This window comes from Pseudoalteromonas sp. SiA1, from assembly GCF_018732205.1.
Lineage (GTDB): Bacteria > Pseudomonadota > Gammaproteobacteria > Enterobacterales > Alteromonadaceae > Pseudoalteromonas > Pseudoalteromonas tetraodonis.
Genome location: NZ_CP076085.1, coordinates 42,980 through 66,077, shown reverse-complemented (window position 1 = coordinate 66,077; position 23,098 = coordinate 42,980). Strand labels below are relative to the sequence as shown.

Sequence of the window (23,098 nt, the reverse complement as noted above, 5' to 3'; positions counted from 1 at the left end):
TATAAATGAGTGAATTTATGCCTGTTCAAGCTAAAACTGAAGATCTAGAAATGTTTATTACCATTGTTGATTGTGGCAGTTTTTCCGGTGCGGCTAGTTTACTTGATTTAAATGTAGCTAAAGTTTCAAGAGCACTATCTCGTCTTGAAAGCAGGCTAAACTGCACATTACTAAATAGAACAACACGCCGCTTAGAACTTACCGAGGAAGGGCATATATACATAGAATATGCGCGAAAGGCTTTAAACACGCTGCTTTGCGCCGAAGAAACAATTAACCTACTTAAGCAAGCACCTAGCGGGCACTTGCGTATAGATGCAGCAAGCCCTTTTGTTTTGCATCAACTAGCGCCACTAGTTAATGAGTTTAAAAAGCAATACCCGCAAATCACGCTCGATATTACCTCACACGACAATATTATTGATTTACTTGAGCGCAAAACAGATTTAGCTATTCGCATTGGAGACTTAAAAGATTCAAACCTGCATGCGCGTAAATTAGGCCAAAGTAAATTAAAATTGGTCGCAAGCACTGATTATTTAAAAAATGCGCCACCGTTACAGCAAGTTTCAGATCTTAAAAACCATAACCTAATTGGTTTCAGTGAACCCAATACTCTTAATCAATGGCCCTTGAAGCATGAGCAATCGCTGCACTTTGATTTAAGGGCTAGCAGCGGCGAAACCATTAGGCATTTATGTATTGCTGATCAAGGCATAGCACTTCTCTCACAATTTATGATTGCAGAAGATTTAGCCAAAAAACGATTAATAGAAGTTTTACCTCACAGCGTAAGTAGCCCAAATAATCGAGAATCTATTTATGGCGTTTATTACAAAAATGAGGCGGTTTCTTCCCGTATCGTTGCATTTTTAGATTTTATACAACCGCGACTAAGTTTATAAATCACTTTTAAATTGAGTTTAAAGAGCAACTTAATGAAATAATTTACATTATTGACGGTTTTAAGATTAAGCTGAGTATAAACATTGCAGTTGCATTATTTAGATGAGGTAGTATGGATTCTTTAACACAAGTTGCGTTAGGTAGCGCCGTAGGGTACGCAGTATTAGGTAACAAAGTGGGCCGCAAAGCGGTGTTATGGGGCGCTATTTTGGGCACTTTACCCGATTTAGATGTGTTTTTACCCTATGGCGGCAGTGTTGAAGCATTTACTTATCACCGTGGCTTTAGCCATTCATTTTTTGTGCACTTGTTAATTAGCCCTTTGATTGTTTGGCTAATTTTAAAAATACACACTGGCATGCAAGCGTATAAAACACGTTGGTTTTGGTTAGTGTTTTTGTGTTTATCAACCCATGCACTATTGGATGCACTTACTGTGTACGGTACGCAATTAATGTGGCCACTTACAGAGCATCCGTTTGCAATTTCAAATATGTTTATTATTGATCCCCTCTACACGTTACCGCTATTAGTAGGGGTTATAGGCACTTTAATACCAAAAATAACCGCCCCAACCGCCTACAAAATTAACGCAATTACGCTCACAGTAAGTACTCTCTATTTATGTTGTTCGCTTATTCTTAAAGTTGTTATTGACGATAAAGTCAACACTGCGCTACAAAACAGAGACATCACAGTCAATGAATACATTAGCACTCCAGCACCGTTTACTACTTTACTTTGGCGGGTGGTTGTGATGTCGGATGGGAAATATTATGAAGGCTATGCATCGGTGTTTGATACACCCAACGAGGTTACCTTAAATGCATACCAAACAACCCCTTCTTTACTAAACGAGATTAAAAATGAATGGGGTGTTAAACGCTTGCAGTGGTTTACAAAAGGGTTTTATTCCGTTCGCGAGCAGCAAGACAAAGTTATTCTCTCTGATTTACGCATGGGCATGGAGTGTGCTTATGTGTTTAATTTTGTTGTCGGTCAGAAAGATGGCTCAGCAATCAGTGTCGGTAATTTTGAAAAAATAAGTCAAAGACCCAACTTAAACAACCTACCTAAAATATGGGATAGAATTTGGCACCCCGATACCGTATTGGCATCGCCATTAGCAAAAAATAATTGTGTAGAGCAATAATACCAACTATAACTGCCATCTTTTGAGTAAACTCAACTCAATACCTTGTTGAGTTTACCTCTATTTAGTTAGGGGTTATCGTATAATTGGGTTCTGTTTTTTCCGCGCTCTTTGGCTTCATATACCGCATTATCGGCTTGGGCAAATAAATCAGTAAACGTCGTTTTCGCAGTACTCAAACTTGCCCCAATACTGGCGGTTACTGGGCGATTACCTACTTTAATTTCAGCAATTAATAAATGCAGCCTTTGGCAAAATGACAAAGTATCTGCTTTATTTGTATCTGGCACCATAATTAAAAACTCTTCACCGCCGTAACGAGAAATAAGGTCGGTTTGTCGACCAAAATGTTTAAGACGTTGCCCCAACTCTTTTAAAACTCGATCCCCTTCTAAATGCCCAAAGGTATCATTAACGACTTTAAAATTATCAATATCGATAATTAACAATGCAACCGACTGCTTTGATCGCATAGCCTGTTCGAGTAACAGCACGCTGCGGCAATTCATCTCTCTTCTATTTAATAAATTGGTTAACTCATCGGTAGACGCTAAAGATTGTAAGCGTTCAGTTTGCGCTTCTAACTTTTCCCGTGTTTTAATCAGCTCGTCGTAAAGCTTATCTCGCTGAGTCGCGTTAAAAAAGCTCCAGTATATATAGCCCTTTTCATCAAGCTGAGCATTAACGGTAACGGCCATACGCTCGCCTTGGGCGCTGAGCATAATTAACTGCATTTCTTGACACGCTTTTTCATGCAGTAAGGTAGGAAGCACATAACTTTGTAAAAATATTTTTGATGATTTAGTTATAATTTTATCAACCGACTTGCCAATAAGCTCATTACAATTCCACTGTAATTCCTTTTGAAAATAAGTATTTGCATAAACAATAATGTTATCTGCATTTGTCACTAATGCACCATTTAAAAAGTGATCTGCGGAATAATCAGCAAGCTTTTCATCTACTTTATCAAGTGACATGTGGCTAACTCACAAAATCAAAAATTAAACGGCTGACTGTTTCTGGGTGCGTCATATGAATACAGTGGCCATGCGCACTAATAACCTTAAGTGTTGCATTTGAAATTTCATTCGCTACAAACTCCCCAACAGAAGGCGCGGCTAAAGCATCATTTTCACTTTGTAAAATTAAAGTAGGCTGTTTTATATGTTCAAGTATAAAACGGTAGTCGGATAAAAACGTGGCTTCTGCAAAGGTTTTTGCAATAAGGGGATCGGTTGAGCAAAAACTTCCCGATAGTTCCGCTATAAATTCATCTGGATGAGAGTTGCCCATTACTAGAGGCGCTAAATAATTAGCCCAACCAATGTAATTTTTATCCATTAGGTTTAGTAATTCGTGAAGGTCTTGTTTTTCAAATCCACCAAAATAATCAGGGGGTAAATTTAAAAAGCACGGTGAGGGGCACACCATAACCAGCTTAGAAAATAGCTCTGGTTGCTCAATGGCAGCAAGTGCGCCAATGGTGCCACTAACCGAGTGGCCTATAAATGTAATATCGGTAAGTTCAAGTGCGGCACATATTTCTAGTACGTCTTTGGCATACCCATCAAGGGTTGAGTAGCGCTGTTTATTATATTTAGACACATCAGAGTTACCTGAGCCTACATAATCAAACAGCACTAAAGTAAAATGTTGTTCAAGGGCAGGAATAATAAATCGCCACATGTTTTGGTCGCAACCAAATCCGTGAGCCAACACCAAGGTTTTATCACCCTTGCCAATTATTTTGACGTTGTTTCTGCTGAGTATTTCATTTAAATGTTGCATGCTGAATTATCCCTTTCTTATTTCAACTTATTAATGGTAGTTCAACTACGAGCCGAAACTACTATTTTAACACTAAATGTAGTTTAACTTATTATAAAGCTTTAAACATCAATTAGTTAGTTGAAAAATAATCAAGGGGCAAAGTACATACTATTTTATTGAATAAGTGTAATTAATTATTTCGCTTATCTATAAAAACAATGCCTTTTTAACATTAAATTACAATCGTATAGCCAGTGTTAGCATAATGACTAATTAATATGCCTAATACAAACAGTTAGTTTTGGTGCTCATACTGTCCGCGATATACTTCAAATACTTTTAGCACGGTGTGTTGTTCTTTTGAAAGAGAGTCAAACCAGTCATCAAATAACTCATCATCTTCTTGTTCGCTTAATGCTAAATAATGAGCAAGCAATTCAATGATATCGTTATGAGAACATGCGAGTGAGTCAACTTGTTTTGCCAATACACTATGATCGCGCTCCCTTAGAGTGTCCATAACTCCTTGGTCGATTTGGTCCTGTTTTGTTTGAGCGTCACTCATAAACTACCTCTATTCTACGTGTTTAAATTTTTATTATTTTTTTTGCTGAAACTAGTTATAGCAGCCTAAATACTAATAGCCAGTACTTTTGATCTAAGTGCTTATTTTTTGACTAGATTGTGCAAATACGCAGCAATTACGGTGCATTAAAGACTATTTAACCAAAGTTCAAGCTATTTAAAATGATTTGCAAAGGGAAATTAAATGCGCTAAATTAAATGATATACTATCACATAACATTAAAGGCGTTTAATGAAACCAAATATTCACCCTGATTACCATGTGGTTGCTTTTCATGATACTGCAGCCGATTCATATTTCATTATAGGTTCAACCATCAAAACCGACCGCACTATCGAAATAGACGGTAATACATATCCCTATGTGCCTATTGATGTTTCATCTGACTCACACCCATTTTATACAGGCAAACAAAAAACGCTCGCTACTGATGGCCGCGTTGCGCAATTTAATCGTCGTTTTAAAAACTTATCTTCGGCTAAAAAGGAAAGCAAATGAAAGTATTAAGTTCATTAAAAAGCGCAAAGCAACGACCTGGTTGTCAAATTGTAAAACGTAAAGGGCGCGTGTTCGTGATATGTAAAGATAACCCAAGATTTAAGGCCGTACAGGGTATGAAGAAAAAATAGTGGGATAAAATAATAATGCCGAGTTTATTACTCGGCATTATTATTAAAGGGCATTTACTTTACTTCAACAGAAAACTCAGGCACTGCCTGAATAACCTTTTTCACGGTGCATGTATTTACAGCAGCAATAAGTGCTTTTTTATATTTATCGGGGAAACCTTCAGGCAACCCAATTTCAATAGAAAAACGTTTTTTACCGTTTTCATCCACATTCTCGTTATTTTGTGTCAGCGTCATGCCGTCGGTTGAGATCTCTCTTTGCTGACAAAATTTACGCGCATAAAAACCAGCGCACAAAACCATGCTAACCAAAAAATAGTCAAATGGTTCTGGGTGCTCTGCCCCACCACCGGCATTGATGCTTTGATCGCTTATCACTTCATGCTCACCAAACTTAGCACTCAACTTTTGACCATCTAACATTGAAACTGAAATTTCCATTGCTAATCCTTATTTTCCAAACAGTAATTCAAAAAAGCCTGGAGGCTCATGTAATTTATGATATTTTTTGCGTAAATTATCGATGGCTTTAAGTGGTTTTTTTGCAGCTTCGAGTCCCTGCTCATTCGCTACTTTTTTTGCCAACTGGGCTTGAACCAGTACTTTATCGAGCCCTTGCACCGACTTCTCAGCTTCTTTATAAAATTTGGCTTGCTTACCTTGCTCTATCAATCCAATAAATTGATCGATAGCACCATTAAATTCTTCAAGTTGGGTTGCTTCAACACTTTGTTTATAAGCCAGCCCAATATTTTTCATGGTCTTTTCTAAATCACTTACGTCATTAGCGGCAACTGTTTGACTAAAGAGTAATACTATTAACAATAAAACTGCTTTCATTCATAAATCCTAAAAAAATTAATTGCTGCATACATGCTAAACTTACTGGGGTATTATATAGCATAACGCTTAGATGTCACCACGGAGCTAGTTAGCAAGGTAAAAATCGAGCTTTATAAAATCTATAGAGAAACATATGCCTTTGTTTAAATTATACCGCCTGATAACTTATACCTGCCTGCTATTCAGTAGTTACAGTATTAATGCCTTAGAGATCATATTCATCAATCCTGGCTTTTCAAATTCAACTGAAGCTAATAGCAATAAAACCGGTGATTTTTGGTTTCATGTTTCTAAAATTATGCAAAATGCTGCCACAGATTTAGATGTGACATTAACTATAAAATACGCCAATCGAAATCATATTTTAATGAAAGAGCTGATCCAGCAGGCCATTAACGATAAGCCTGATTACCTGTTATTGGTAAACGAAAAAAATGTCACCAGCCAATACCTATCTAAAATAGACAGTAACAAGGTTCCCATTTATTTTTTATTAAATCGTCCTTCCCCTGCGTCTCTCGAGCAATTGCAAAAAAATGGCGTCAATGTGGTCGGCAGTATTACCCCAAATAATCGTGTTGCAGGTAAATCATTGATGCAGCAGCTTTATAAAAAGTTTACCAATAAAACAAAAACGCCAGCTCATACATTAGCTTTACTAGGAGACTACACAACCCCTGCTTCCACTTTACGTACCCAAGGGTTAATGGATTTTTTAGTGCAAACATCCAAAGTAACCTTAACCGCTAAAGAGGTTGCAAATTGGTCTGAGCAAGAAGGCTATATAAAAACCATGGCCTATATGCAACTTGCGCCTGAAATTAACATTATTTGGTGCGCTAATGATGCCATTGCGTTTGGTGCTAAAAGAGCATTAACGCAACTAAACAAACAATCGCAGGTTATTGTGGGTGGGATTAACTGGGATTCTGCGCCTAATAACGCATACACGCTTGATATATCGATAGGGGGTCATGTTTTATTAGGGGCTCATGCAATTATAAACTTATTTGATAACCATACTGATTTAAAGCATTGGCCACTTTTTCACAGCACTAATGATATTTTTCAGCCACTCAACGATACAAATAAGCCTTTATATAATGCAATTAATGCGAATAACCTAGCCGAAATAGACTTTTCGCAGTTTAGTAAAACCCGCCCAGACAAAGTTGAATTTACTATAGAAAACTTACTACTCGCGCTTGAGTAATGTAACTGTAAAGCCCCTTTACAGTTACATTGATTACTTTAAACGTCGTTAATTATGCCCTATTAGATAACCAGAGTGTTTGATACGGTGCTAATTGCATAGTTTTAAGCTCTTCATCCAGCACTGTTTTAGAGAGCAGCTCATGCCATTGCTGTGTATTTATTAAGTTCAAATCGGCCAAGGTTAAGCTTTGTGGCTGACTGCTGATATTATAAATACAAAAAATACTTTGCTGGCGGTCAATGCTTTGTCGCCAAAAACCAAATAACCCCTCTCCTAAATGCAAAGTGAACTGTGTTGCATTAGGATGAAATGCCGCTTGCCTTTTACGCACTGCTAATAACTGTTTTACTCCGTTGAATACTTGATGATGATGACTATATTTTTCTGCAATTGCCGCTAATAATTTTGACTCTTGCCAGCGATGACGGTTAATGGCGCGATTGTGCTGCGAATTATCAAAGCGATCATAGTCATTAGTGGTGCCAAGTAAACTATGTATATACAGCCCTGGGATCCCCTCCATTGCAAACATAATGGCGTGAGCACATAAAAAGCGCTCAAGGCCAAATTTATCCGCGCCATTATGCGTCCCTTGTAAGGCATCAAACAAGGCAATATTTAGCTCATACGGGGTATGTGTGCCATCGTGACTAGTACGCATTGAAACGCGCCCACCAAACTGCATGGTGGTACTGACTAATGAAGCAACCTCACTGGGTTGCAGCAAGCCTTCAATTGGCCTTAAACCAATGCCATCGTGAGAAGCAATAAAATTAAAATACGCAGTGCCGTTTTGTGCAGGCGGCATACTCATCATCCAATGCTTAAGCGCCGTACTATCGCCACTAAGTAAGGTATGCAACAACAACGGCGGCAAGGCAAAGTTGTAAATTGCATGGGCTTCGTTGGCATTACCAAAGTAAGACAAGTTCTCCTGATTGGGAATATTAGTCTCGGTGATGATCACCACACTTGGCTCGGCATGCTCAATCAGCGTTCGTAATAAACGTACTACTTCGTGGGTTTGCGGTAAATTTATACAACTGGTATTAAGTTGTTTCCATAAAAAGGCCACAGCATCAAGGCGAAATAAGCGAATACCGTTGTCTAAATAATGACGAATAATGCCGACAAACTCTTTTAACACCTCGGGATTTTCAAAATCAAAATCCACTTGATCATGACTAAATGTGCACCATACATGTTTTTCACCACTGGTTGTTGTTACCGTATTTAATAGTGGCGATGTACGAGGACGAACTACTTGGCTTAAATCGTCAGTTAAACTGGCTGTTTTAAAGTAATCTTTTCCGGGGTGTGTATCAGTTAAAAAGTTTTCAAACCAAATACTTCGACTAGAGCAATGATTAATGACTAAATCCGCCATCAGTTTTACATCATTTGCAATCGCGTTAATGTCTTGCCAGTCACCCAGCGCTTCATTAACGTGTGCATAGTTCATTACCGCAAATCCTTCATCTGAGCTATACGGATAAAAGGGTAAAATATGCAGTGCATTAAGCTGATGATCGCACTGCTCTTTTATAAAGCGATGCAAGGTTTTTAAAGGCGCCTCTAAAGGGGTGCCTACGGCTAAATCACTGTCTTCATGGTTTATTATCGAATCGCCATAGGCTATTAGCACAACATCTTGTTCATCCCAGCGGTTAGTGTGTGGCGTGGGATCGCGAAGTGGGTTATCACCTAGAATTAAGGTGATCAATTCTTCAGTCAATTCGCTTATTGCTATCGGTAATTCAACATCTTGATAAATAGCATGTAAATGTTGTTCAACTCGTTGAAAAAACTGTTCTTTAACTATACTCACAGGCGCCTCGTTTAATGATGTTAACTGTATTGCTCGTTATCTAGCTCAACGGCTTCTTTTAAACGCTCAAGTACGTCTGGCATTGCCGAGGCCACACGATTCCAACTCGGCACAAAGGGTGCTTCCATTGGGTTTTCTAAAAAGTGCTGACCGGCATTCATGATATTTTGCGCAAACATTTCAACGGCTTTTTCTTCTTGGTGAATATCAAGGGTTAAACCGTTCATTAGTGCATCATTATGATAGGTTTCAATAAAATCTAAACCAATACGGTAATATGTGGCTTTTAATGAGCGAATAGTTTCGCTGGTAAAGGTAACCCCTTGCGTTGCTAACTTTCTAAATAGTGCTTTGGTGATATCAATCGACATTTTAGAAAGGCCAGCGGTTTGGTCGTCGAGCGATAACGCCTGATGTTTATGATCGTAGTTATCCGCAATATCGACTTGGCATAATCGGTTATGAGAATAGTTACGGTACATTTCGCTTAATACGCCAATTTCTAATCCCCAGTCGCTAGGAATACGAATATCGTTTAATACATCGCGCCTAAACGAAAACTCACCCGCTAATGGGTAGCGAAACGAGTCCATGTACTCAAGGTAATCACGGCTGCCTAAAATGGTTTTAAACGAGCGCAATAACGGAGTAACCAATAGCCGAGAGACACGGCCATTAATTTTTCCATTGGCGGTGCGCGGGTAAAAGCCTTTACAAAACTCATAGTTAAATCGAGGGTGTGCAACAGGGTATATTAACCGCGCTAATAAGCCTCGGTCATAAGTTAAAATATCACAGTCATGCAAGGCGATTGATTCAACCTCAGCGGTGGCTAATTTATACCCCATGCAATACCACACATTACGCCCTTTACCGAGCTCGCGTGGCGCCACACCTAAGGCTTGAAGCTCTTTGTCGAGCGCTTGTAAGCGTGGCCCGTCGTTCCAAAGTACTTTGTGGTTTTGATCAAGCGCTTTAAAAAAGTTCAGTGCATAACGATATTGGCTTTCGTCGGCTCTGTCTAAGCCTATGGTAATTTGTGATAAATAAGGTACTTTTTGCAGCTCTTTAACAATATTTTGTAGCGCGGGGCCTTCTAACTCACTAAATAATGAGGGCAAAATAAGCCCCATGGGTCGCTGCTTACTAAAACTCAGCAACTCTTTTTCTAAATCGTCTACGGGTCTGTTGGCAATATTATGTAACGTTGTAATGATGCCATTTTGATAAAAATCAGCCATGTAAACTATACTCCTCAAAATTGGGTAAAATGCTGTTAATACAAGGTAATGCAGTGATTTCTTCTACCCAGCCTAACGGCGCTGGCAACTGAGAATAGCGCGCTTTGTTATGGGTTAATTTAACCGGCTTTTTACTCTCTGGATTGGCAATAATAATGGCAATATCTGCCTCTTCGAGCATTTGCTTATCGTTATCACTATCCCCAAGCGCAATAATGCTTAGCGGCTTAGTAAACTGCGCAGTAAACTGTTTCACCAGCCATTGCTGCGCCATGCTTTTATCGGTATTTTTACCAATGTGGATAAAGCGCCCGCCTACTTTAACGTCGTAGCCGTACACTGTTATTGCGTTTATAAATTCGTTGAGTTTGTGCTCTTCGCCATGCCAGCAGAGCGGATCTGAATATTGACGATTCTGTGCTTGCGCCGCCTGTATCGCGTTTAACCCTGTGATGTGCATTACCTGCTCACACGATAACTCACTGAATAAACTATATTGGTCGCTGTAGTCTTTTTTTAAATGTGTTAAATCAGCCCATAAATTGCTAATGGGTGCCGCAAATGAATAACACCAATAACCTTGGTATTCGCTGCAGCCAATGGGTCTGAGATTAAAATAATTTTTAGGAATATAAACAGCCGAGCCATTTTCAACAATAAAAGGCTGTTTAATATTGAGCGCTTGTTGCAGTGCCACCACTTCACTAAACGTTTTACTAGTGTTAAATACCACCGGCACACCGCTGTATTGCAACTCTTGTAATAAAGTGTCGACCGCTTCGGTGCTGTAGTCTCTATGATTTAATAACGTACCATCTAAATCGGTAAAAATAATGGGCTGACCAATATTGTCGCTAGTTAGCTGCATTGCGACTACATCACGGTGACTATCAAGCTCTATTAACGCATTTGCTTTGGCACTGAGGGTATTTAAATTTTCTCGGGTAATACGCTCAAAGTGAGAAATAAACCAAAGCAGCTGCTCGTCGGTCATGGTGCCTGCGCCTTGGCCTTGTTTTGCGATTAGCTTGTGCTCTTGCTCTTGTCGCCATGCAAATACATCATCAAAACTCGGCGCTTTAAGCATAATTGTGTAGTCAATTTTATTAAATACGGTTTTATACTCATTGGCTAAACAGCTATTAATACAGCGGCGCCATAGTCCTTGCTGATCGTATGATTTTTCTAGCTCATTAATGGGCTCAATTAAAGTAAAAGGCTGCTGTGGCTCACTGGCTACACACCACCCTTCTAAAATAACAATATCGACTGGCTGACTATTGGTTAACCATTTATTTTTTGCTACAGGTTCATCTTGTTGCTTGTCAAAACGTGGCAGCGGTACATTAACCTCTTTATTTAACAAGCGACTAATGGTTTTATCCATAAGGGCAACATCATGTGTGCCTGGAACTCCACGGGTGGCAAATAAACAATGCACATCTTGTGCTAGCTGCTGACGTTTTTGGGTTGATAAATAAAAGTCATCAATAGAGAGTGCGACACAATTTAGGTGGGTGTTTTGCTCAAACCAAGTCACTAAATAGTCACCAAGCGTGGTTTTTCCTGAGCCTTGGCAGCCGTTGATGGCAACAAATAAAGGCGCATTTTTTTTGCTGGTTAAAATATCCTGAGCAATCACAGAAAAATACTGCTCACTAATATATTGATATTTCAACGGCAATTGATGTTTTACTAAAAAAGCATTTATATCCACACTATTGGCCTCCAATATAACAATCCCTGATTCAACTATAGGGTATGAATAAGGAAATGCAGTTACTAGACCAATATTATTTATTGTTACTTTTTAGTAGGTTAAAAAAAAAGCGCATTTAAAATGCGCTTTTTTGGTGCAATATTTTTAACCACAGTGCAAATTTAATTCTCGTTGCTCTGTGCTTTTGGGAATACTAAATTTAATACTATGCCTAAAACAGCGCATAAGCTCACACCTTCAAGGCTGAACTGGCTGCTACCAATGTGCATACCACCAATACCGCAAATTAAAATAAGCGCCACAATACTTAAATTGCGTGGTTCGCTTAAGTCATCGCCCGATTTAACTAAGGTATTTAAGCCAATAACGGCAATAGAGCCAAATAATAAAATCATTATGCCGCCCATTACAGGGACCGGAATGGTTTGCAAGCCCGCGCCCATTTTAGCCACAAACGCTAAACAAATTGCAATAATGGCAGTCCACATCATCACTTTAGGGTTAAAGTTTTTAGTTAGCATTACCGCACCGGTTACCTCTGAGTAAGTGGTGTTAGGTGGGCCGCCAAATAATGACGCAGCAGACGTGGCTAACCCATCACCAAATAAAGTGCGATGTAGCCCTGGCTTTTTCAAATAGTCTTTTTTTGTAACTTGGCTAATTGCCATCATGTCGCCAATGTGTTCGATAGCAGGCGCAATTGCCACCGGCACCATAAACAAAATGGCTTGCCATTTAAACTCTGGCAGTACAAAGTTAGGCACTGCCAACCACTGTGCATTACTGACTGTTTCAAACTGTACTACACCCATAAATAACGATAGCGTGTAACCGGCAACAACACCGGCTAAAATAGGGATCAGTTTAAATACCCCTTTGCCCCACACGGCAAACACTAAAGTTACTAGTAATGAGAACATAGAAATAATAATGGCACTGTCGTAGGCAATAATTTGTGTACCACCATCGCCACTTTTACCCATGGCCATATTAACCGCAGCTGGCGCGAGTGCTAGGCCAATCACCATAATGACTGGGCCGACCACAATTGGCGGCAAAATTTTATGTAAGGTTTTTGTGCCTTTAAACTTCACCAATAAACTCAACAGCATATAAGTAAAGCCCGCTGCCATTAAGCCGCCCATAGTGGCGGGTATGCCCCACATTTGCACTGAGGCAATAATAGGTGCAATAAACGCAAATGACGAGGCTAAAAAGATAGGCACTTGGCCTTTAGTGACAAATTGAAACAACAAAGTACCTAAACCTGCGGTAAACAACGCAACACTCGGATCGAGACCCGTTAAAATAGGCACTAATACCAGCGCACCAAACGCTACAAATAGCATTTGGGCACCCGTTAAAATGGTTTTTATTGAAAACGTAGAATTATTTTGCACTGCTAAACCCTAGTAAACCGTACCGAAAATTTTATCACCTGCATCCCCTAATCCTGGGATAATATAGCCTTTTTCATTAAGGTGGCTATCAACTGAGGCAGTAAAAATCTCTACATCTGGGTGAGCGGCTAATGTTTTTTCAACGCCCTCAGGCGCAGCAACCAGTACAATAACTTTAATTTCTTTACAGCCCGCTTTTTTAAGCATATCGATGGTGGCGATCATAGAGCCACCAGTAGCCAGCATAGGGTCAATCACTAAGCTCAAACGCTCATCAATATTACCTACTAGCTTTTCAAAATAAGGTACTGGCTCAAGTGTTTCTTCGTTACGCTCTAAACCCACTACACTCACTTTAGCCGCTGGGAGTAATTGCATTACGCCGTCCATCATCCCAAGGCCTGCGCGTAAAATTGGCACCACGGTAATTTTTTTACCTTTAATATGCTCAACTTTAAGTTTATTACCGTCCCAACCTGTAATTTCGTTATCTTCTAATTCTAGGTTTTTAGTGGCTTCGTAAGTTAATAATGTGCCAACTTCTGAACACAACTCGCGAAAACTTTTCGTGCTAATTCCATGCGCGCGCATTAAACCTAACTTATGTTGAACAAGGGGGTGAGAAATAACGTGAATAGCCATAGTAATAAACCTAGTGATAAAAAATTTGACGTATTTTATATTAAAACAGGCCGTTTGACTGTTAATTTTAGCCCTGATTTCATAGTTCGTGCCTAAATATTTAATTTAGCCACAACTGTTCAACTTTTTGTGTTTATGAGTTGTTACTGGCTAACCAATTATTTACCTGAGCATGCATGTAGCCGTTAATTTTTTTGTGCTCGGGGCTCCACCCAAGTAAAAACCGATAAAAGTCTGCCCACGCCACCGGCCATAAATGAGCCCATTGTGCAATAACGTCATCCGCATTCACTGCTGGTTGGTAGTGACTGAGTGCGTTTTTAAACTGGCTAAAATAATAGTTGAGGTAGGTTTGTGCGTGTTTGTGAAGCTCAGAATCATCCATACAACTGGTCATAAAATACATAACATCTACCACCCCAACACCCGCACCCACATATTGAAAGTCATAACCGAGTATATGCCCTTGGCTATTAGTGGCAAAATTAGCAAGCTTGGCATCACCATGAATTAACGTTTGGTAGTCACATTGTTTTAACGCGTTATTTAATTGAGTAGCTGCCTGTTTAATATCGGACTTTTCAGGCAAGTTATTAAATTCATCAGGGCGTGTATCTAAATGCCAATAACTTCCTTGCGGCCATAAGCCATCAAACTTTGTATTTAAATGAAAGGCATTTAAATGAAAGGCATGAAAATGTGCCAACCACTTTAATATGGCTTTTATATTCTCGGTGGTTGCTTGGGTGTATCCCAGCTTTGAAAAATCTTTAAACACCAAGGCAAATTCATCGCCTTTGTTGATTGCTTTAATGCATTCAATAGCTGCCGCTTGCTTGGGCAGTTTATGGCTAAATTGCTGATAAAACGTATATTCAACGTGGTAAGAGTCACGCTTTCTATTAAGCGCAAAGCTGCTTTGTTTAATTTTAGGGTGATTAATATGATCGGGTACTTTAATCGCTTTAATCACACAGGCTAGCTCATCAAGTTGACACTTCACAATTTGACCACAGCCACTCCAAAGCGAGGTTAGGGTTTCGCCAATAGCTATACGTTGAAAATGCGGGGTAAGTAACGAAAGATAAAAAGACATAGCCATATTAGGTTGCTAAATTTTAGTTAGCTTAACATTAGACGGTGTTTTTAATAAAAGGTCTTAGTAAAAAGCTCTGTATGTTTTTTCACAACCCTGTATGTAAAAAACGAATGCTAGTTTTTGAATGGGCGGCAAAATTAACTATGCCACTACAAACTTATCGTCGAATTGAGCGCTTTACCCGCTGAAATACTTTGTTGTATCCATTTTAGTTATGGCTTTGTTTAACAATAGAAAGGATAAGACTATCAATGTCATTATTCACTGCGCCAATACTACTATTACTTAAAATCACATAACCAAAGTTAAGGTCAGTGATAGAGCGTGATAGCGAGACCCAACCACGATTAAATCCAGCAAAGCCAAGACTGCTATTCTTTGCGTCAACAACATAGCTCATACTCCAGCGCCCATTAGTGTTTGGCGCGGGCTTTATCATCAGATCAATTAATTTTTCTGGTAGCAACCCTAAACCATTATAATCACCATCGTTGTTGCGCAACACAGCCATATTAAAGCGTGCTAAGTCTATTGGCGTTGTCTGTAAACCAGCAGCTGCTTTCTCATTAAAATAAACCATGCCAGTGACTTTGCCGGAATTATCGTAAGGTGTTGCCGACTTTTTGATAACTTTTTTAGTAATGTTAAAAGTAGAATCCTTCATATTTAGAGGCTTAAACACGTATTGCTGCATATAGTCTTCAAATGCCATGCCTGACACATCTTCAATTAAAAGTTGCACCACTGAATACCCACCACCAGAATAAGACCATTTTGTATCGGGCACATGAATAAGTTCAACAGATCCGGCGCCATTGTTATTGCCATTTAGTGAGTCAACTATAGATGTTAACTTTTCTGGAGACTCCCAGCCTGTATATGGGCCAAGTGACAAGCCTGAAGTGTGAGATAAGATATTTCTCAATGTTACTTTTTTTGCGTTAAACTCAGACTTAGGGATCTGCCAACGTTTGAGGTATTGGTTTATTGGCGCATCTAAATCGACTTTGCCTTGAGCTACAAGTTGCATTACTCCCCAAACAGTAACCAGCTTAGAAATAGACCCTACGTTAAACATTGTGCTTTGGGTAATCTCAGTTTTGGCTCCTACGTCGGCAAAACCATAGGATCGAAACTCTAGAACTCTATTTCCATTGACAAATGCAAGTGCAACACCAGGAGCTTTGTGTTTATCTAAAATCTTTGGTATGTCATCTTCCAAGCGCTCTGTGATCTCAGACACATCAGTAAACTCTTCAGCGGTAGCAAGACTAGCTAAAAACAATGTAAATATTATCAGTATTGATTTAATCATAACTTTCCTTAGTTCGTAAAACGCCAATATAAACAGACTTGAAATAGTTGGCTAAAATATTAAACAGTGTGAAAACAGCCAACGGCTTTTTTTCGTTTGAATATTCTTACTAAATACCGTTTGTTACCGATAAGTATTTGCTTTTACCGAAACTGACATAATAAATAGTTAAAAAAAGCAATTTGAATATATTACTACCGAAAGAATTTTTAATAATAATTCCTTTGTCAGTAATAGAGGCTACAGGAAAGGTTTGGCTTGAACACCAATCTATTTTCGCTTGAATATTTTTAGTTGAATCAGGGATGTTTACTGTTTGCGTAACCCCTCTTTTTATAGTGGCAACTTCTACGTCATCCGCAAACAACTTATAGTCTCTCGCCATATCCACAAATTGTTTTGGTCTAAAAACTTGAATATTCATCTAAACTCCATTTAGGTATTTAACGCCCCAAAAAAGGCAATACAATAGCTGGCAAAATTAGCGACGCAAGAACAAAAGCCAACTGTTTTGTCCTGCTTAATGTGTTTGTTGTCTAAATAAAGCTATTAGCAAGTAACCCTACGCCAAGCCCTAAACCAAATATAGAGAAGTTGCGTAATATATATACTTTTTTAGAGATATCATAAATAGTTTTACCTTTTGTTAATGACTCTACTATATAGTCTTGAGCAATTAAAGAGTTAAGAATTGAAAAACAAAAACAACCTAAAGGAATATAAACCTTTGAGCCAAAGGTAAGTACTTTTAATTGAATAAGTATAACAACAGCACCTATTATTGCTGATGATAGCCATGCATACTGTTTTAACAACTCAAAATGTAGCTCTGTTGTAATAGTTTCATTTTGGATTTTATTTTTTTCTACACTTCGAGATTTCTTTATACTATCTTCATTATTTTTGACTTGAACTGATTCTTCCATAATTAAAATAAAACTCCATATTTTGATAAAAACCTAAAGCCCGGATAATGGGCTGATAATTGTTGGCTAAAATGTGTAACGAAGCGAAACTGAGTCAACTGTTAGCAGTTCCGCGCTCAAAGCGCCTGTTATGTGCATTTGTTGACCGTTGCTAAACCTAAATCTATATTTGCAACAATATAGCCATACTCTTTCTCAGTTAACTTTTTTGCCTGATATTGTTGCTTAGCTAATTCGTGAGTCCAAGCCTTTTCACATGGGGCTAATGGAATGGTTGTATCAACCATTAAAAGGTGTTCTTCCTGAATCACGCCGCCTTTTTTGACAATGCTTTTAGCGCAAAGGCTTAAAGCATATTCAACAGCAAATTTATCAACTCTTGGCATACCTACAAATTCTACATCACAACCAAGTTTCTCATTACCTTTAGTATCAACATAATAAAGCTGACCTGACGTGGTGCAACCAGATATAAATAAGATGATAACGAGTAATAAAATATGTCTGATATTCACTTTGCCTCCTTGTGCATATAAGCCCGCATATAGGGTACAAAAACGTAACGGCGATTTGGTTAAATTATGCAGAGCACCAAACTCAATCGCCGTATAGTTTTGATATCCAACGAGCCTGCGAGTGCATTGATGGTTTTGTTATTTGCCAGACCTTGAATATATTGATAGCAAAGGAAACTTACTTTCACCAAAGTTGATAGTTAGCGATAGTGTCTCATCTGCTTTGAATGATTGTAAAAACTCCAATGGCGCAATTCGCTGCCCATCTGCAACGATAGCCATTAGGTGTTTGTTAGTTAGACTTCGTCGACCTGATGCCATATTAGTCAAAGTTACTACCGCCCAACGCTCACCAGAATCATTACTCATTAATACAAAATTATTTACACTAAAATCACTCAGCTCTGGCTGAATGTTTGATTCATTTGGGAAGGCCAAATCAAAACTATTAGGTACAACTCTATCAATGGAAAGTACCTCTTCACCCGAATGGGCACAAAATGTAAAAACCAGCAATATCCAAGACATCCTTTTCAACACAAATCTTCTCCTAATTTCATATAACACCTTGCAACAGGGCTAATGGAAGCGCTTTGGCCGTTTGTTTGGCCAACGAGCATTTGTTCCTGCCTGATTGCTTGTTAGCTATTCTTTGCACTTGAATTGATGATATCAACTATCTTTTTAGACATAGCTTCTAACTGTCTAGAAGTTGTAGCACCGAATATTCCTTCACTAAACTCTGAACGAGTGTCTAGTTGCGATTCACTAACTATTTGGTTTGTGGATAGGTCTACGAGCTTAACGTTTAGCATCAATTCGGCATCACCTACCATTACACCTGCCATAAATCGACCAAACCCTGAAACATAACGAAAATGCTCTATTGTTATTTCCACGGAGATATCAGCCTGATTAGATGAGTTGCTTGGTATCAAATTACCTTTGTAATCTGTAGTTATTAATGTATTAAGTTCAGTGATACTTTTAGTTAAATCTCTACTTTTAGAGATTGAATTAGATGAGGATATAGCTACTGATATACTATTTGGTATGGCTCCTTGCTGCATGTTCGATGTTTTTACTGATTGCTTAATGTTTGCAGCACAACCCGCAATTAAGCTTACTAAGATGATTAAAATAAAGTTTTTCATTGAATGCTAAATTTCCTTGAATAGCTAACGCTTTGCTAAGAGGCTAAAATGGTTGGCTGGCTTTTTTGCGGTACTTTGCAAAAAACGAGCAAACTGTTTTAGTCCTTTTAAGCACCTTGTTATGCGCTACTGCCTATTAATTCTGATACTGTAACAAAGCGATAACCTTTATCTTTTAACTGCTGAACAATTAAAGGTACCGCAGCCATTGAATTACCTCTAGATTTAAACATTACATGTAAAAGAATAATTGACCCTGGCTTAGTATTTTGGACAACGTAATCGGATATATCACTTGCACTAGCATTTTTATCTAAATAAGTTTCAGGCTCCACATCCCACGTAACGGTAGTTATATTATTATTATTTAGATAATAAGGTAGCGAAAACAATTTTTTACCATAAGGTGGTCTAAAATGTATTTCACCTTTATAACCTGCCTCTGTAATTAACTCATTAGTTTTTTCTAGCTCATCTGCAACAAAGTTATAACTTTTCAAAACCATACGTTGATGAGTATATGAATGGTTTCCAACTTCATGACCTTTATCAATGATATTTTTTGTTTCTTGAATGTTTTCTTCTATAGCTTTGCCGACTAGGTAAAATGTAGCTTTAATTTCTGATTCATCTAGGATTTGGAGAATTTCTTTTGTTTTAAGTCTGGTCGGACCATCATCAAAAGTTAATGCGACTACTTTTTCAGTTGTTTCTACTCGATCTATAAGGTTACCAAAAAATTGAAATTTTTCATTCTTACTCAGCTGCCATAAAGCAATAAATATGATCAGCACTAATGCTGATAGTTTGATTATTTTACTCATGCAGACTCCATTTGCGCATAACAATTTTATAGTGTGCTCATCGCGCATATCTCTGCCAGCGCCCCACTAATATATTTATTAATTTCTTTTTAACAAATAAGTTAACTCATTGCCAGCTTAAAACTTTTAGTAAGGCTGTTCTTTTAATACAGTGCAGAAAAGAGGAAAGCGTCCTCATTTCTTGGCTTTGAAAGAAAGCACCAAAATGCCACGTGTTGCGAATCTGCTTAAATTGTTTGTTATGTTCGAAGTTTAACTGCTGTGCCAAACACTAATATTTCTGATGCACCATCAGTAACTGAGCTAGTTGTAAATCGTATTCCTACTATTGCATCGGCATTTAACTTTTTTGCATCTTCTATTAATCGTTCTACCGCTACATTTCGAGCTTCCATCAACATCTCGGTATAGCCTTTGAGTTCGCCACCCACAATCCCTTTTAAACCAGCCATGATATCTCGACCAACATGTTTAGACTGAACCATGTTGCCATTGACGATTCCCAATACAGCTTCGATTTCCTTGCCAGGAACAGTTTCCGTTGTCGTATAAATCATAATTTTTCCCTAAAACATAACAGCTCATTAAACACCACTTTGGGAGTTATAACCCTCAAAACAGCGTATATTATATACGCTCAATAATTCCACTAAACAACTCTAATGTAAACAAGTAATTACGTAACTTATTTACCACCCATTGTTAAAATACACTAAAACAACGTTTAATAATGTTCTGTACCATTAAATTAGTCGTCATTAGTTATGAGCTTAAATTACACCCATAAAAAAGCCCCGCTTGATATTACTCAAGCAGGACTCCACACTAATTTTGTATCAATAAAAGCGCCTAAACTGCAGGCGCTTTGCATTATTGAATTTTATTGGTTAACCACGCTTTTAAGCGGATTAACTGGCTGTGCGTTGTCGTCTAGAATGTTCATATCGAAGTCGAACTCATCAACACGAATCGCTTTTTCACGCTTTTTGTTGTAATCACTTAACTGAACAAATTCAGCGTCGTTAATTACTTTTGCAGCAAGTGCATTTTCAAGCGTGATTGAAAAACGCGTACCCGGCTTAAAGGTTTTAGCACGTAGCGCTTTTTTCACTTTAGCTAATAGCTCAAGTGACTCCATTTTAGCTTTGTAAGCTTGCTCATTGATGTGATGACCATCACCTTCAATTGGCTTAACTAAATGTGTGATTTGCGCTTTAAATGCCGTATCAAGCTGAGCTTGTTTTGCTAATTCACGAATTAAATCATCGCTAATTTTTGGCATTTTAGTTGAGTAGTTCATAGTAATGAAACGAATGAACTTACGAGTACCACTTGCAGGGAAGTTGTCTAAGAACTTGTGCAATGCTTCTTCTGCACTTTGTAGTGCAAAACGAGTCGCATAATGGAAGTAAGGAGCCGCTTGCTCGCGCTCACTACTTGCTACTTTTTGCTCGTAATACTTAATAGATGCCATAGCTGCATACAAGAAGCTCATTACATCGCCTAAACGTGCTGAAAGCATTTCAGCTTGCTTTAACTTACCGCCAAGTACTAGTAACGAGAAGTCAGCATATACAGCTAATTTAGCTGATAGTTTATGAACTGCTTTTTCGTAGTCACGTACTTCTGGTAGTGCCGAGTTTGCACCAGCAGTAAACGGTAATACACCTAAACGGAATGCACGTAAGCTATTTGCTGTACTGTAGCCAATTGTTTTACGTAAAATACCATTAAATTCTGCATCTGCGTTTTTGTCATCGCTGTGGATAGACTCAACCATAGATTGTAAGTATGGGTGACAACGCATAACACCTTGGCCAAATATCATCAGGTTACGAGTCAGAATGTTTGCACCTTCTACCGTAATGGCAATAGGCTGCGCTACATAACCACTCGCTAATGTATTTTGTGGACCGTTTTGAATCGCTTTACCTGCTTGAATATCCATTGCTGAGTCAAGCACATCACGACCAAGCTCTGTCATATGGTATTTAGCGATTGCAGTCACTACCGATGGTTTTAAGCCCATGCCTAAACCTTCAGTTGTCAGTACACGCATTGCTTCTTGTAGGTATGTTTTACCTGCAATGTCAGCTAGCTTTTCTTGAATACCTTCAAATTGACCAATTGATAAACCAAACTGTTCACGCACTGCTGCGTACTCAGAAGCTGATTTAAATGCAACTTGGGCAGTACTTACGCCCAGTGCTGGTAATGAAATACCACGCCCTGCGCCTAAACAGCTAACTAGCATTTGCCAACCGCGACCGATGTTTTTCTGACCACCGATAATAAAGTCCATTGGTACAAATACTTTGTTACCACGTGTAGTACCGTTGTAAAAACGGATACCCATAGGATCATGACGGTTACCAAGTTCTACACCAGGGTGCTCTTTTGGAATAAGTGCACAGGTAATACCTAGGTTTTCTTTACCACCTAGTAAACCATCAGGGTCAACCACTTTAAACGCTAAACCAAGTACAGTAGCAATAGGTGCTAGAGTAATGTAGCGTTTGTCCCACGTAATTTCTAAACCAAGTACTTCTTCGCCTTTGTACATACCTTTAGTTACGGTACCTACATCTGGAATACCGCCTGCATCAGAGCCTGCTTCTGGGCTTGTTAATGCAAAACATGGAATGTCTGTACCATTTGCAAGACGTGGTAAGTAGTGTGCCTGTTGCTCCTCTGTACCAAAGTGAAGAAGTAACTCACCCGGGCCTAACGAGTTTGGTACCATTACGGTTACCGCAACCGCTGAGCTTTTAGTAGCAATTGTACCTACAATTGTTGAGTTAGCGTATGGGCTGAACTCTAAACCGCCAAACGATTTAGGGATGATCAGCGAGAAGAAACGCTCTTTTTTCAAAAACTCTAAAATGTCGTTTGGTAAATGAATACCATTTTGAATGACTGAATCATCAATCATGCCAAGTAGTTCTTGTACTGGGCCGTCTAGAAACGCTTGCTCGTCTGCGGTTAATTTTGCCGCAGGTACATCGCGTAGCGCGCTGAAATCTGGTTTACCTCGATAGATAGACCCTTCTAGCCATACATCGCCAGCGTCTAGCGCTTCTTGCTCAGTAACTGAAATGCTTGGTAATACTTTTTTTAATTTTGTACGTAAACTCATAACGAACTCATCCGACCAGATAAATAATACCTACATTACGTCATAAAAATCGCTTTAGATCAATTACTCTATTCAATTAATTAACAGTTTTTGCAATTTATTTTCTTTACCTGAACGTAAACTGTTGAAATAAAAAGGCTTACACCTGTACGCTGAATTGTTATTTTTTTTGTTAAAAATTTAATAATTCTG

The 23,098-nt window shown here is 38.6% G+C and carries 25 protein-coding genes; 5 read left to right on the top strand and 20 right to left on the bottom strand.

Translation table 11 applies throughout. From position 1 onward, the window contains the following. The first annotated feature begins 17 nt into the window (after positions 1-17). Together KK487_RS15830 and KK487_RS15825 are read left to right on the top strand one after the other, a co-directional pair. Positions 18-905, top strand: coding sequence for a LysR family transcriptional regulator (locus KK487_RS15830; RefSeq protein ID WP_171046524.1), 888 nt, complete (start codon positions 18-20; stop codon positions 903-905). Between the two features lie 113 nt (positions 906-1,018). Further along, a complete protein-coding gene (locus KK487_RS15825; protein ID WP_008115296.1) occupies positions 1,019-2,059 on the top strand; it encodes a metal-dependent hydrolase in 1,041 nt (346 codons plus the stop codon). Positions 2,060-2,127: 68 nt separating this feature from the next. Here the strand turns inward: KK487_RS15825 and KK487_RS15820 are convergent, their stop codons facing one another. The 3 genes from KK487_RS15820 to KK487_RS15810 all read right to left on the bottom strand — a co-directional run bounded on the left by KK487_RS15820 (position 2,128) and on the right by KK487_RS15810 (position 4,397). After that, positions 2,128-3,039 carry a sensor domain-containing diguanylate cyclase gene (locus tag KK487_RS15820; protein WP_013463208.1) on the bottom strand — a complete coding sequence of 304 codons (912 nt, stop codon included), beginning with the start codon at positions 3,037-3,039 and terminating at the stop codon, positions 2,128-2,130. A 4-nt stretch (positions 3,040-3,043) separates the two neighbouring features. After that, a complete protein-coding gene (locus tag KK487_RS15815; protein WP_013463207.1) occupies positions 3,044-3,850 on the bottom strand; it encodes an alpha/beta fold hydrolase in 807 nt (268 codons plus the stop codon). 277 nt (positions 3,851-4,127) lie between these two features. Continuing rightward, entirely contained in the window at positions 4,128-4,397 is a 270-nt protein-coding gene (locus KK487_RS15810; protein ID WP_013463206.1) for a hypothetical protein, read from the bottom strand. Positions 4,398-4,649: 252 nt separating this feature from the next. Between KK487_RS15810 and KK487_RS15805 the strand changes: the two genes are divergently transcribed. After that, positions 4,650-4,916, top strand: a complete 267-nt coding sequence (locus tag KK487_RS15805) for a type B 50S ribosomal protein L31 (RefSeq protein ID WP_058155974.1) — start codon at positions 4,650-4,652, stop codon at positions 4,914-4,916. Further along, positions 4,913-5,047: a type B 50S ribosomal protein L36 gene (gene ykgO, locus KK487_RS15800; protein WP_004586489.1), complete on the top strand. Its 135-nt coding sequence runs from the start codon at positions 4,913-4,915 to the stop codon at positions 5,045-5,047. Before KK487_RS15805 ends, ykgO begins: the two co-directional genes overlap by 4 nt. A gap of 54 nt (positions 5,048-5,101) precedes the next feature. Here ykgO and KK487_RS15795 read toward each other — a convergent pair whose 3' ends face one another. After that, complete coding sequence (locus KK487_RS15795) at positions 5,102-5,488, bottom strand: OsmC family protein (protein ID WP_016899710.1); 387 nt, start codon at positions 5,486-5,488, stop codon at positions 5,102-5,104. 9 nt (positions 5,489-5,497) lie between these two features. Beyond that, positions 5,498-5,887: a cytochrome b562 gene (locus KK487_RS15790; protein WP_128583287.1), complete on the bottom strand. Its 390-nt coding sequence runs from the start codon at positions 5,885-5,887 to the stop codon at positions 5,498-5,500. 136 nt (positions 5,888-6,023) lie between these two features. On the opposite strand from KK487_RS15790, the gene KK487_RS15785 reads away from it, so the two are divergent. Beyond that, the gene (locus KK487_RS15785; protein WP_058155971.1) at positions 6,024-7,103 is read left to right on the top strand and encodes an ABC transporter substrate-binding protein; all 1,080 of its coding nucleotides are present in this window, start codon (positions 6,024-6,026) and stop codon (positions 7,101-7,103) included. Positions 7,104-7,155: 52 nt separating this feature from the next. Here KK487_RS15785 and KK487_RS15780 read toward each other — a convergent pair whose 3' ends face one another. The 15 genes from KK487_RS15780 to KK487_RS15710 all read right to left on the bottom strand — a co-directional run bounded on the left by KK487_RS15780 (position 7,156) and on the right by KK487_RS15710 (position 22,906). After that, positions 7,156-8,934 carry a sugar phosphorylase gene (locus KK487_RS15780; RefSeq protein WP_128583288.1) on the bottom strand — a complete coding sequence of 593 codons (1,779 nt, stop codon included), beginning with the start codon at positions 8,932-8,934 and terminating at the stop codon, positions 7,156-7,158. Between the two features lie 20 nt (positions 8,935-8,954). Then, positions 8,955-10,175 (bottom strand): glycosyltransferase family protein, encoded by a 1,221-nt coding sequence (locus tag KK487_RS15775; protein ID WP_028834751.1) that lies wholly within the window; start codon positions 10,173-10,175, stop codon positions 8,955-8,957. Beyond that, complete coding sequence (locus tag KK487_RS15770; protein WP_036954909.1) at positions 10,168-11,910, bottom strand: HAD-IIB family hydrolase; 1,743 nt, start codon at positions 11,908-11,910, stop codon at positions 10,168-10,170. Before KK487_RS15770 ends, KK487_RS15775 begins: the two co-directional genes overlap by 8 nt. A gap of 146 nt (positions 11,911-12,056) precedes the next feature. Further along, on the bottom strand, positions 12,057-13,295 hold the full coding sequence (locus tag KK487_RS15765; protein WP_028834749.1) for a uracil-xanthine permease family protein: 1,239 nt from the start codon (positions 13,293-13,295) through the stop codon (positions 12,057-12,059). Between the two features lie 9 nt (positions 13,296-13,304). Next, positions 13,305-13,937 carry a uracil phosphoribosyltransferase gene (gene upp / locus KK487_RS15760; protein WP_008115315.1) on the bottom strand — a complete coding sequence of 211 codons (633 nt, stop codon included), beginning with the start codon at positions 13,935-13,937 and terminating at the stop codon, positions 13,305-13,307. Positions 13,938-14,070: 133 nt separating this feature from the next. Then, the gene (locus tag KK487_RS15755) at positions 14,071-15,033 is read right to left on the bottom strand and encodes an oxidoreductase family protein (protein ID WP_036955032.1); all 963 of its coding nucleotides are present in this window, start codon (positions 15,031-15,033) and stop codon (positions 14,071-14,073) included. A 211-nt stretch (positions 15,034-15,244) separates the two neighbouring features. Continuing rightward, positions 15,245-16,351 carry a serine hydrolase domain-containing protein gene (locus KK487_RS15750; protein ID WP_036954911.1) on the bottom strand — a complete coding sequence of 369 codons (1,107 nt, stop codon included), beginning with the start codon at positions 16,349-16,351 and terminating at the stop codon, positions 15,245-15,247. A gap of 109 nt (positions 16,352-16,460) precedes the next feature. Next, positions 16,461-16,775, bottom strand: a complete 315-nt coding sequence (locus KK487_RS15745; RefSeq protein ID WP_016899706.1) for a hypothetical protein — start codon at positions 16,773-16,775, stop codon at positions 16,461-16,463. 112 nt (positions 16,776-16,887) lie between these two features. Continuing rightward, the gene (locus tag KK487_RS15740) at positions 16,888-17,277 is read right to left on the bottom strand and encodes a hypothetical protein (RefSeq protein WP_036954914.1); all 390 of its coding nucleotides are present in this window, start codon (positions 17,275-17,277) and stop codon (positions 16,888-16,890) included. Between the two features lie 128 nt (positions 17,278-17,405). Continuing rightward, positions 17,406-17,792: a hypothetical protein gene (locus tag KK487_RS15735; protein WP_036954917.1), complete on the bottom strand. Its 387-nt coding sequence runs from the start codon at positions 17,790-17,792 to the stop codon at positions 17,406-17,408. A 138-nt stretch (positions 17,793-17,930) separates the two neighbouring features. After that, positions 17,931-18,320, bottom strand: coding sequence for a hypothetical protein (locus tag KK487_RS15730; RefSeq protein WP_016899704.1), 390 nt, complete (start codon positions 18,318-18,320; stop codon positions 17,931-17,933). A gap of 113 nt (positions 18,321-18,433) precedes the next feature. Continuing rightward, positions 18,434-18,946, bottom strand: a complete 513-nt coding sequence (locus KK487_RS15725) for a DUF4410 domain-containing protein (protein ID WP_010388992.1) — start codon at positions 18,944-18,946, stop codon at positions 18,434-18,436. A 119-nt stretch (positions 18,947-19,065) separates the two neighbouring features. Then, positions 19,066-19,770: a polysaccharide deacetylase family protein gene (locus KK487_RS15720; protein WP_010388993.1), complete on the bottom strand. Its 705-nt coding sequence runs from the start codon at positions 19,768-19,770 to the stop codon at positions 19,066-19,068. A gap of 239 nt (positions 19,771-20,009) precedes the next feature. After that, positions 20,010-20,327 carry a heavy metal-binding domain-containing protein gene (locus KK487_RS15715; RefSeq protein WP_008112402.1) on the bottom strand — a complete coding sequence of 106 codons (318 nt, stop codon included), beginning with the start codon at positions 20,325-20,327 and terminating at the stop codon, positions 20,010-20,012. Between the two features lie 323 nt (positions 20,328-20,650). Then, positions 20,651-22,906, bottom strand: coding sequence for an acyl-CoA dehydrogenase (locus tag KK487_RS15710; RefSeq protein WP_016899703.1), 2,256 nt, complete (start codon positions 22,904-22,906; stop codon positions 20,651-20,653). Between the last annotated feature and the right edge of the window lie 192 nt (positions 22,907-23,098).

What these genes read in the sequence shown, in the direction of transcription:
- KK487_RS15830 (WP_171046524.1), top strand. Translation starts at nt 18, where the DNA reads ATGCCTGTTCAAGCTAAAACTGAAGATCTAGAAATGTTTATTACCATT.
- KK487_RS15825 (WP_008115296.1), top strand. Translation starts at nt 1,019, where the DNA reads ATGGATTCTTTAACACAAGTTGCGTTAGGTAGCGCCGTAGGGTACGCA.
- KK487_RS15820 (WP_013463208.1), bottom strand. Translation starts at nt 3,039, where the DNA reads ATGTCACTTGATAAAGTAGATGAAAAGCTTGCTGATTATTCCGCAGAT.
- KK487_RS15815 (WP_013463207.1), bottom strand. Translation starts at nt 3,850, where the DNA reads ATGCAACATTTAAATGAAATACTCAGCAGAAACAACGTCAAAATAATT.
- KK487_RS15810 (WP_013463206.1), bottom strand. Translation starts at nt 4,397, where the DNA reads ATGAGTGACGCTCAAACAAAACAGGACCAAATCGACCAAGGAGTTATG.
- KK487_RS15805 (WP_058155974.1), top strand. Translation starts at nt 4,650, where the DNA reads ATGAAACCAAATATTCACCCTGATTACCATGTGGTTGCTTTTCATGAT.
- ykgO (WP_004586489.1), top strand. Translation starts at nt 4,913, where the DNA reads ATGAAAGTATTAAGTTCATTAAAAAGCGCAAAGCAACGACCTGGTTGT.
- KK487_RS15795 (WP_016899710.1), bottom strand. Translation starts at nt 5,488, where the DNA reads ATGGAAATTTCAGTTTCAATGTTAGATGGTCAAAAGTTGAGTGCTAAG.
- KK487_RS15790 (WP_128583287.1), bottom strand. Translation starts at nt 5,887, where the DNA reads ATGAAAGCAGTTTTATTGTTAATAGTATTACTCTTTAGTCAAACAGTT.
- KK487_RS15785 (WP_058155971.1), top strand. Translation starts at nt 6,024, where the DNA reads ATGCCTTTGTTTAAATTATACCGCCTGATAACTTATACCTGCCTGCTA.
- KK487_RS15775 (WP_028834751.1), bottom strand. Translation starts at nt 10,175, where the DNA reads ATGGCTGATTTTTATCAAAATGGCATCATTACAACGTTACATAATATT.
- upp (WP_008115315.1), bottom strand. Translation starts at nt 13,937, where the DNA reads ATGGCTATTCACGTTATTTCTCACCCCCTTGTTCAACATAAGTTAGGT.
- KK487_RS15755 (WP_036955032.1), bottom strand. Translation starts at nt 15,033, where the DNA reads ATGTCTTTTTATCTTTCGTTACTTACCCCGCATTTTCAACGTATAGCT.
- KK487_RS15750 (WP_036954911.1), bottom strand. Translation starts at nt 16,351, where the DNA reads ATGATTAAATCAATACTGATAATATTTACATTGTTTTTAGCTAGTCTT.
- KK487_RS15745 (WP_016899706.1), bottom strand. Translation starts at nt 16,775, where the DNA reads ATGAATATTCAAGTTTTTAGACCAAAACAATTTGTGGATATGGCGAGA.
- KK487_RS15740 (WP_036954914.1), bottom strand. Translation starts at nt 17,277, where the DNA reads ATGGAAGAATCAGTTCAAGTCAAAAATAATGAAGATAGTATAAAGAAA.
- KK487_RS15730 (WP_016899704.1), bottom strand. Translation starts at nt 18,320, where the DNA reads ATGTCTTGGATATTGCTGGTTTTTACATTTTGTGCCCATTCGGGTGAA.
- KK487_RS15725 (WP_010388992.1), bottom strand. Translation starts at nt 18,946, where the DNA reads ATGAAAAACTTTATTTTAATCATCTTAGTAAGCTTAATTGCGGGTTGT.
- KK487_RS15720 (WP_010388993.1), bottom strand. Translation starts at nt 19,770, where the DNA reads ATGAGTAAAATAATCAAACTATCAGCATTAGTGCTGATCATATTTATT.
- KK487_RS15715 (WP_008112402.1), bottom strand. Translation starts at nt 20,327, where the DNA reads ATGATTTATACGACAACGGAAACTGTTCCTGGCAAGGAAATCGAAGCT.
- KK487_RS15710 (WP_016899703.1), bottom strand. Translation starts at nt 22,906, where the DNA reads ATGAGTTTACGTACAAAATTAAAAAAAGTATTACCAAGCATTTCAGTT.